Source organism: Halorubrum sp. CGM4_25_10-8A (assembly GCF_005435025.1).
Taxonomy (GTDB): Archaea; Halobacteriota; Halobacteria; order Halobacteriales; family Haloferacaceae; genus Halorubrum; species Halorubrum ezzemoulense.
Genome location: NZ_SGTX01000005.1, coordinates 188,461 through 197,564, shown reverse-complemented (window position 1 = coordinate 197,564; position 9,104 = coordinate 188,461). Strand labels below are relative to the sequence as shown.

Genomic DNA, 9,104 nt, shown 5'->3' with positions numbered 1-9,104 from the left:
ACGATGAGGTTTCGGAAGATACCGGGCACTCCGACCAAACGGTCCTCGGTATCGACCTCGGCGTCAACAGCCTCGCTGTGTCCTCAACCGGCACGTTTTGGCAGGGGGACGACTACGACCACTGGTGCCGTGAGTTCGAGAAGCGACGTGGCGAGATGCAACAACGCGGCACGCAGGCCGCACACAAGGCCCTGCTTCGTCTCGGGAAGCGAGAGGAAGCCTGGCGCAAACAGTACATCCACACGATCGCCAACGAACTCGTCTCGGAAGCCGTCGAACACGACTGCGACGTGATCGCATTCGAGGACTTGAGTGACATTCGAGAGCGGCTTCCACACGCGAAGTGGCACCACGTCTGGGCGTTCCGACGCCTGTTTGAATACGTCTCCTACAAAGCCCCTGAACAGGGCGTCTCTGTAGAGCAGGTCGAGCCGACCCATACATCCCAACGCTGTTCTCGGACGGACTGTGGGTTCACGCACGACGGCAACCGCCAGGGCGAACACTTCGAGTGCCAGAAGTGTGGGTATGAACTGAACGCGGATTATAACGCTGCAAAGAATATTGGCGTGCGGTACGCTCGGAAGCGACAACACAAACTCCGTTCCTCGCCCAAGTCGGGGAGCGGAGACGCACCAGTAGACGTGCGTGTGAATGGTGGGACGTTGAACGGTGAGAGTCACCAGCCTCTTGCTGGCGACTGATTGCCGGGAGTCCACATCAAAGCCCTACCCTCAAGGACCGAGGCGCGGAGCGCCGAGGGAGTAGGGTAGGGTAGTTTACCCTAGATATTGTTGATGGGACCGTGCGAGTCGATGAAGAGACCACCATCCAAGTCCGGGTAACCAACGAGGGGCCCCGCACCGCAAACGATGTCGCCCTCGATTTCGCTCGTGAGTACCCGACGCTGCGGCTCCTTGTAGGATCGGTGTCTGCGGGGACGCTTGAACAGGGTGAGTCTGCTACCGTTCGGCTTCCGATTGCCGCGACCCGTGATGCTGAAGCCGTCGAAAAGTCTCTTGACATGCGGGTACAGTACCGAACGGACGCTGATGAGCAGCGGTACGACAATGACGTCTCGCTTGTGACCGCAATTGCCCCACGCCGTGACGACTTCCGAGTGGCAGCTTCCAACGCCACTATTGGTGTTGATTCTTCGCGACTCATCAAGATCGAAGTCACCAACAACCGGAACCAGACGCTCACCAACATCGAGGCGAGTCTCGGCACGAGTGACCCGCTCGACAGCGATGACGACGATGGATACATCGAATCGCTCGACCCCGGCGAGTCGACGACGCTAGTGTTTGAGCTCTCGGCGACCAGCGACGCCAACCCGAAAGGATACGCTGCGAGTATTGACTTCCGGTACGATGACGAGCGCGGCAAGTCGATGATGTCCGAGACGTATCAGATTCCTGTCCAGGTCGAAGAGAATGACGGGCTTGGAGTATTTTCAATCCTGCCGCTCGTTGGTGTCGGACTCGTCGGTGCCGGTGTAACCGTCTACGTGCGCCGGCAAGGCGATGGACTCCCGTGGTCGGCATAACTCCGTGACTGGGTACAACACCATCAGTTCGTGGGGCACTACGAGGCAGACCAACCAGCGACACGACAGACGACAGAGAACATGACTGACGACGGACCAACCCCACTTCGTGACGGCTTAGAGCGACTCGGACGGTTTTCTGCTGAGAACCGCCGGACTGTGTTTAGTGTCGTAGCTGTGCTCGTGGTCGTTTCGCTCGCTATTGCCGGACTTTCTGTCCAAATGAGCCTCGGGATGGAGTTATATATTGACGACAGCTCACAGACGAATCAAAACTGGCAGGAGGTCAAAGCCGACGACGCGTTCGATCTCGGGAACAACGTGTTCGTGATGATCGAGACCGATCACCTCTATGAACCAGAAACGATTCGAACGATAGACCGGCTTGACAGACGGTACACAGCGACCGATAAGTTCTCCAGTGTTACGAGCCTCGCGGACGTAGTCAAACGAGGAAATGGCGGGGAGATCCCAGCAACCGAGCGAGAGGTCCGCGCCGCAATTAATCGCGTTGAATCAACCGACACGAGCACGGCGGCGCTCGTGAACAACGTGAACCCCGACCGAGAAACGGCATTGATCGTTGCGACCTACGGGCAGGTTGATGTCCCAGACGCAGAAGACCAGTACTTTGGGTTTCTCCCCGGAACGGCAGCAGGGTACCTCACCGATAAGGTATCAGATGCAACCGATCATGTGACCGTGCCGCCACACGTTGATGTCACGGTCACCGGCGCGCCGGTGTTCGAAAACGCTGCGTTCGGACTCATGCTCCCTGAGATGATCCAACTGTTCGCAGTTGCGTTCGCTATCATCTTCTCCGTGGTGTTTCTGGTCATGCGTGGGCGACTGTACCGAACGTGGAAAGTGTTTCTTCCCGTCGGGACGGCACTCGTTGCGCTCATGTACATGCTCGGGATGATGGGAATCGTCGGGTTCAACTTCAACGCGATTATGCTCGGCGTCCTCCCAATCGCGCTTGGACTCGGGATCGACTTCAGCCTCCAACTACATACGCGGTACATCGAAGAGCGTGAGAAAGGGCGAGAACCCGTTGACGCTGCAGCCTCGGCTGCACGCACAACTGGGAACACGCTGTTGTTAGCGATGGCGACGACGTCGATCGGTCTTGGCGCACTGTTGGTTTCGGCAGTGCCACCGACTCGGCAACTCGGCGCGACGGCGGCGTTTGGCGTAATCGCTGCGACCGCGCTGTCACTCACGCTACTCGTCGCGCTGTTGGTTCAATTTGACGATGACGAGTACGACCAGACGGGGCCAACAGCTTCAGACACCACCGAAGCGACAGCAGCCGCTACTGCGGCCGAGAGAAACTCTTCGACGGATAGCAAAAATAAAAACTCTCCTTCTCCTGAGCCGTCGGCCAACGACCAATCGAGCGGGGTCCTCAGTGACGACGAGCCTGCGTTCGAGCGTTTCATCGGTACATTATCTAGTGGGATCGCTGCGTCGCCCCTTATCGTGATTCTGCTTATGATCGCGGCAATCGGCGGCGGCGCGGCTGTGTATCACGATGTACCGACGACTCAGGAAATGCTTGACTACTGGCCGGATATCGAACAGCGCGACGATCTCGAAGAACTCGAAAGCACTGCGCAGAGCCCGAACGTAATCTACCTCCTAGTAGAGAGCAAAGATGCCTACTCGCCGACGACGTTCAGGCGGGCATCAGCCTTCGAGACCGCTATTGAAGATCATGACGACGTAAACGCTGCGATGAGTTCAGTCACTGCTGTCGAGATGGCCACCGGGGGGGACATCCCAGAGCGCCGGACACGGCTTATCGATACGGTTGACCGGCAGGCGGCGTCCGACCTCATGCCGGTCGGGAGTCGTGAAGACACTCCGGATCGGTTCGTCATTCAGCTATTCGTCGACGATATTGAAGGCGAGGAAGTTAGACACTTGATCGACGACACGGAGGCGACTGCCGATAGACACCTTGTCACCGAGCGGACCGCCGTCACTGGCAAACCGGTCGTCAACCGGAACGTGATCGAGAATGTGACCTCTGGCCGCGATCCGATGACCGTATTGAGCTTCGGGTTGGCAACAGTGTTTCTCGCATTAGCGTTGCGATCAGTCCGCGAGTCTGTGTTGCTCGTTGTTAGCGTCGCTATCAGCGCCGTGATGCTGATTTCGATAGCGATGTACCTACTAGGTATCCCGTGGAATCCCCTCACCGTTGCGACCGGCTCGATTGCGCTCGGTGCGGGGATCACATATGGGATACACGTCCATGAGCGGTTCAAAGAAGAGCTATTTGAGCGCGGATCGACCCCCGTAGTAGCGATGCGTGAGGCTATGGTGCGTAAGTCGCGGCCGGTCATTGGCTCTGGCGCGACGACGCTATTTGGATTCGGTGCGCTTGGGATTTCACAGTTCCCCGTGCTCGCAAACTTCGGCATCGCCGTCGCGCTTGCGATGACGTTCGCGCTGGTGACCGCCTTCGTCTTTCTACCGGCGTCTGCGTTGCTGCTGGCCAGATGGACGAACACCTACGATATCGTGGTCGACTCGACGTGATTGCCGTGTCTCCTTTAGTTTGTGTTTATCAAAAGTCGCTTCTCGGATGTTTTTCTCCCGTCTTTGAGGTCGCGTTAAGTTAGTACTCACCTAGCTGCTGTCATGCGATTTTCTGTAGTGTTCTGGAATGTTGTAGCGGATCGTGTTCTGAGGATCAACGAGAAGGAGAACTGAGAAGGCAGATCCTGTTTCTCCCGGAGTTACTACCTATCTTGAGTATATAAATCGGCTTTCCAAAACTCGCGGGATACTCTTGCCGGCTTGCGTTTCTGCGTAACTTAACGCGATCGTCTTTGATGGCAATACGCATTTATATGGAGGTCGTCACCTATATTAATTCTAATTTAATTGTCATGGATTAATCACACGGGGAATTGATTCGGCAACTACTGTTTCAGGTGAGGAAAATGTCACCACGGCCACACTGCTATTACCACATCCACACCGACCTTCCAGAGCTGTCGCGCGACAATTTTGAGGTCATATGCGAACGACTGTTCACGAACGTACTGAAGATCATACCGGAGCTTTGCGCGTGGGTCGACGCTGCTGGCATCGTTGATCTGCGCGAGTCCGGTCAGGCCGGGCTTGACGAACCACCGTTTCCGCCATGTCTTGGTTTCTTCTTCAAGGAGATGTTCCTCTTCGGTCCACACAGCACGCGGTCCGACGACGCTCATGTCTCCGCGGAGGATCGACCACAGTTGAGGGATCTCGTCGAGATGCGTCTGGCGGAGCACTCGACCTACCCGCGTGATACGATCATTATCGTCGTCTTCGACTGGCGTTGCCGATTCGCCTTCAGGTGTCATTGATCGGAATTTAAAAACCGGAAATGTCTCTCCGAATACGGCTGTGCGCTCCTGTTGGTACAACACCGGGCCGCGGTCTTCGAGTTTGATCGCGACTGCGATGCCTACGATGATGGGTGCGAGCGCGATGAGTCCGGTCAGTGAGAAGGCGATATCAAAGCCACGTTTGAACATGTAGTCTTGGATATCCCACGGTTCGATCTTAACATCGACGAGTGACGCATTCGGGTCCGATGTATCCGTCAACACCGTGTCCGCATGTGTTGGGTGAACTTTCGCTGCCACGCCGTGTTCATAACACGCATCGAGCGCGCCGAAGAACTCTGCGCGGTCGGGGTCGGCAAATGCGAGTACGACCGTGTCGATATCCTGTTCGACGAGGATATCCTCGAGTCGAGAGAGGCCACCAAGCCGAGAGATATTGAGCGAACGCTGACCGCCGTCCGCGGCATGTGCGATACCGGGAGCCCCGGCGTCCCGGCTTTCCTGTTCCGACTCGGTACCCCGCAGCGAGCGAATCACTGTCGGACAGAGATAGCCGAGTAGCGGGAGTTCCGCGCCTCTTGCGATCTCGGCAATCTGACCCGGGTCGTCCCCAACGATGATCGCGCGTTCGCTGCGCGCCTCGGGGCGGCGTAGCCAAATGAACCACACCGGCAGGATGACTAACAGCAGCGGCGTGATCAACACGAGCGTCAGCCGCGGCACCTTGTACGTGTAATCGAAGTAGCCGATGGTCGCCAGCGCGAACACGGCCACGAACGTGCGCTTGTGTGCGAGCGCGACGATATCGAGAATCCGCCGCGGGCGCGGCTTGTAGAGGGGGACAAACGCACCCGCAACGACCACCACGGTCAGCGCCACCTCGATGACGAACTCCGCGCCCGCAGGTGGGTCGGGGGGCAGCCGACCGAGCACAGGAACCATCGCCGCGGCCGCCTGAACAGTCGCGTTGTTGGCGAGCATCACCGCGAGCCCAACGAGGGCAGCGACGCCTCCCACGCTCGCGAGCCGGTACCGCCATCCGGTGTCCATTACTGATCCGTGATAAGTGTGTCAAGTTAAACACTATGTTTCCTCCGGTGGTCGGATCGAGGGGTCTCGCTCGCCCGCGACGCCTCCGAACCCGAGGGTGGGCCCGTCCACGACCGAAACCGCTAATCGGCGCGCCCGACAGGTGACAGCCAATGCCCTCGCCTGAGGAGACGACCGCGGCCGCGCGCGAGTTCCTCGCTGACCACCCCGAAGCGGAAGACGCCTTCGCGGCCCTCGTTGAGCGCGACGCCCGCGACGAGCCGTGGACGTTTGCCGACATCGACCTCGACTCCGGTCGGTTCGGCGAGCTTGTCGCCCGCGACCTCGCCCATGAGGTCGATACTGGCTACCGGCTCGAAAATCCGAACGCGATCCGCGCCGCGATTGAGTCGGGGCCGGCCGACGCTGCCGATACGACTGACGCTGCCACTGACTCGTCCACAGCTACCGAGGGAAGCGATGACGATGGCAGTGAGACAGCCGCCGGTGATATCGTGATGTCGCGAGTCTCCTCGGTAGCTGACGTCGACGTTCTCACCTTCCTCGGGCTTCTTGGAGGGCTGCTTGTGGTCGCCAGCGCGCGCCTCGTGGCCGCGCCTGCGGTGTTCCAGCAGGGCTTCGTCGTCTCCCCAAGTAACGACACGTACTTTTTCCGCTACTGGCAGGAGCAGCTGGCCGCTCGCGCGGACGGAATCTTCGATCTGGGGCTGTTCGCGGACATGGGCGGCGCCGCGGGCACGCGTCCGCTTGCCCACGCGGTCAACTGGTGGCTGACGGTCCTGCTCGGTGGCGTCGACGCTGCGCCCGTGGTCGCCGCGTGGCTTCCGGTCGTGGCGTCCGTCTGTCTGGGATACTTCGTCTACCGGACCGCACGCCTGCTCACCAGCGATGTGCGTGTCGCGCTCGCCGCCGTGCTGTTCTACGGGCTCGCGCCCGTCAACGTCGTGTACACCTCCGTGGGCTTCCTTGACCATCAGGCCCACCAGTACCTGTGGCTCGGTCTGCTCGTTGCCACACTGACCGCGCTCGGTGTCGACCTTTCCCGCCGGGACGCCCAGTCCGAAACCGAACCAGACCAGCAGGCCATCGCGCGGGCCCACGCACAGAACACAACGATGTGGCCCATTGCACTCGCGCTCGCTGTCGCCGTAGCGGCGTCCGCTCACGCCTACGGCGGCTCGCCGCTCACGTTCGTCCCAGTCGCGGCTGTCGTCGGGCTCCGCGTTGCGCTCGACGTTCGGCGGGACCTCTCCCCGACCTACGCAAACGCCCCCCTGCTTGCTGGGCTCGCGCTCGGCGCTGCGGGAGCGCTCGCCGCACACCTCGCGTTAGGCTGGCACGAGTCGATCGCCGCGGTCACGCCCGTCCTCGTCGCGGGCGGTGCGTTTGTCGTTGTCGGGCTAGGGGAGTTGTGGCGCCGCGTCTCGCTTCCGCCGCTTGCCCTTGTCGCGGCAGAGGCGGTCGTCGCCGTGGGGGGGCTTGTCGCCTATGCGCGCCTGCGTCCGGGCGATATCGAACGACTCCGGACGCGCGCCGACGATCTGTTCTTTCGGGAAGGCATCTCCGAGACAGTCTCGCTATTCAGCCCGGATTTTGCGGTAGTGTTCGGACCGCTCCTCCAGCTCGGCCTCGGTTTCTACTTCGCAATCGCCGTCCTCGCAGTCGCGACGTGGGTGGTCGCGCGCCGTTACAAGCCCGGCTGGCTCGTCTTAGTCTGCTTTGCGTGGTACTACACGCTGCTCGCAACGATTCAGGTCCGCTTTGCCGGGCAGTTGGCGATCATGATTGCGCCCTTCGCGGGGATCGGTCTTGTTTACCTCCTGTCGGCAATAGACATCGCACGTCCTGTAGCCGCCCTCGGTCGCGGCAACGGCACCGACTCCTCGTCGACTCGCGGTCAATCGAGCCGTGGTCGACCGAGTCGCGCCGGAGCGAACAGCAAACCGGATGGAGGGACCGCGATCACGTCGCTCGCGCTGCCTGAAGGAACCCGATTGCGGGGGTATCTGGCCGCGACGGTCGCGCTCGTGTTGTTGTTCAACCTTCTCCTCGTCCCGTCACTCGTCGGACAGACTACCTATGATCGCGCGCAGTTTGACGCTACGCTTACGGTTGATTCTCACGCCGAGGACGCTGACCGTGAGTACCCACAGAACTTCGTGTTGAGCCAGTGGGGCGACAACCGAATGTACAATTACTTTGTGAACGGTGAAGCCCGCAGTTACGGCTATGCACGAAGCAACTACGATCAGTTCCTTACCGCTGCGCACCCAGACGAATGGTACAACCGCTTTCAAGATCGTGTCGGGTACGTCGTCGTCACTGAACGCGAAAACGCACCTCCAACGGAGTCTACTTACACAGCCCTCTATGATGGGCTCGGCGCCGGCGTCAACGACACCACCGCAACCGGCCATTACCAGCTACTCACTTCCACTGAGGGGATCCGGACCTTTGCGGTCGTCCCCGGCGCGACGATCTCCGTGCCAGAGCCCAGTTCCGTCGGCGTCGAAAATGGAACGGTGACCGCAACAACAACTGTGACTGTGCCCAATTCGTCCGGTGAAGTCACAGCAACTGGCACAACATTCGAGTATGTACGCCACGCTACTGTCTCGAACGGAACCGCAACAATCCGGGTCGCACACCCCGGAGAGTATCAGGTTGGAACACAATCTGTGACCGTAAGCGATGACGCTGTTCACAACGGTAATCAAACAGTCGTTCAGCCGAAATAGTCTGTCTCGGTATCGACTTTTCGAGTTACTTAAATACGTAGTGCGCAATCCCATTGAACTACCCTACCCTACCCTACCCTCTCCTCCTCTACAGATAGAGCAGGCCGAGTGCCTCGGGGCTTGACCCAAGGGTGAAGGCCGTACGCTCACTTTCACTTTCACCTCGGTAAGATGGTAGTTAATACACTTAGCGACAAATAGGGTTGTAACGGCCAGAAACCACCCCCAAAGCATGGAATTGAAGACCTCAATTCCTTTGCTGGTCGTTCGGCAGTTTGGAAATGCGACTCCTCTCAAAACCCGCTACGGCGGTGAGACGGGAGTTGTCGGGCCGTGGTGGAGCGGCCGCCCCTCACGGACACATCGGCGTGTTCGGGTGTTAATTCCAGCCGACCCATCTGGGAAGGTCGAGGGGAATTAAAT

General features: G+C 59.4%; 5 protein-coding genes. 4 read left to right on the top strand and 1 reads right to left on the bottom strand.

Annotated elements, in window-relative coordinates; genetic code table 11:
• From EXE52_RS08200 to EXE52_RS08185, 3 genes are all read left to right on the top strand, one after another.
• Positions 1-704: RNA-guided endonuclease TnpB family protein (locus tag EXE52_RS08200; protein WP_137703628.1), on the top strand; the 704-nt coding region annotated here is incomplete at its 5' end.
• A 101-nt stretch (positions 705-805) separates the two neighbouring features.
• Positions 806-1,549 carry a COG1361 S-layer family protein gene (locus EXE52_RS08190; protein WP_049933431.1) on the top strand — a complete coding sequence of 248 codons (744 nt, stop codon included), beginning with the start codon at positions 806-808 and terminating at the stop codon, positions 1,547-1,549.
• Positions 1,550-1,630: 81 nt separating this feature from the next.
• Entirely contained in the window at positions 1,631-4,096 is a 2,466-nt protein-coding gene (locus tag EXE52_RS08185) for an RND family transporter (RefSeq protein WP_137703627.1), read from the top strand.
• Between the two features lie 410 nt (positions 4,097-4,506).
• On the opposite strand, the gene EXE52_RS08180 is transcribed toward EXE52_RS08185, so the two are convergent.
• Positions 4,507-5,943, bottom strand: coding sequence for a sugar transferase (locus tag EXE52_RS08180; protein WP_099289217.1), 1,437 nt, complete (start codon positions 5,941-5,943; stop codon positions 4,507-4,509).
• A gap of 152 nt (positions 5,944-6,095) precedes the next feature.
• On the opposite strand from EXE52_RS08180, the gene EXE52_RS08175 reads away from it, so the two are divergent.
• The gene (locus EXE52_RS08175; RefSeq protein WP_099289216.1) at positions 6,096-8,681 is read left to right on the top strand and encodes a hypothetical protein; all 2,586 of its coding nucleotides are present in this window, start codon (positions 6,096-6,098) and stop codon (positions 8,679-8,681) included.
• The last annotated feature ends 423 nt before the right edge of the window (positions 8,682-9,104 follow it).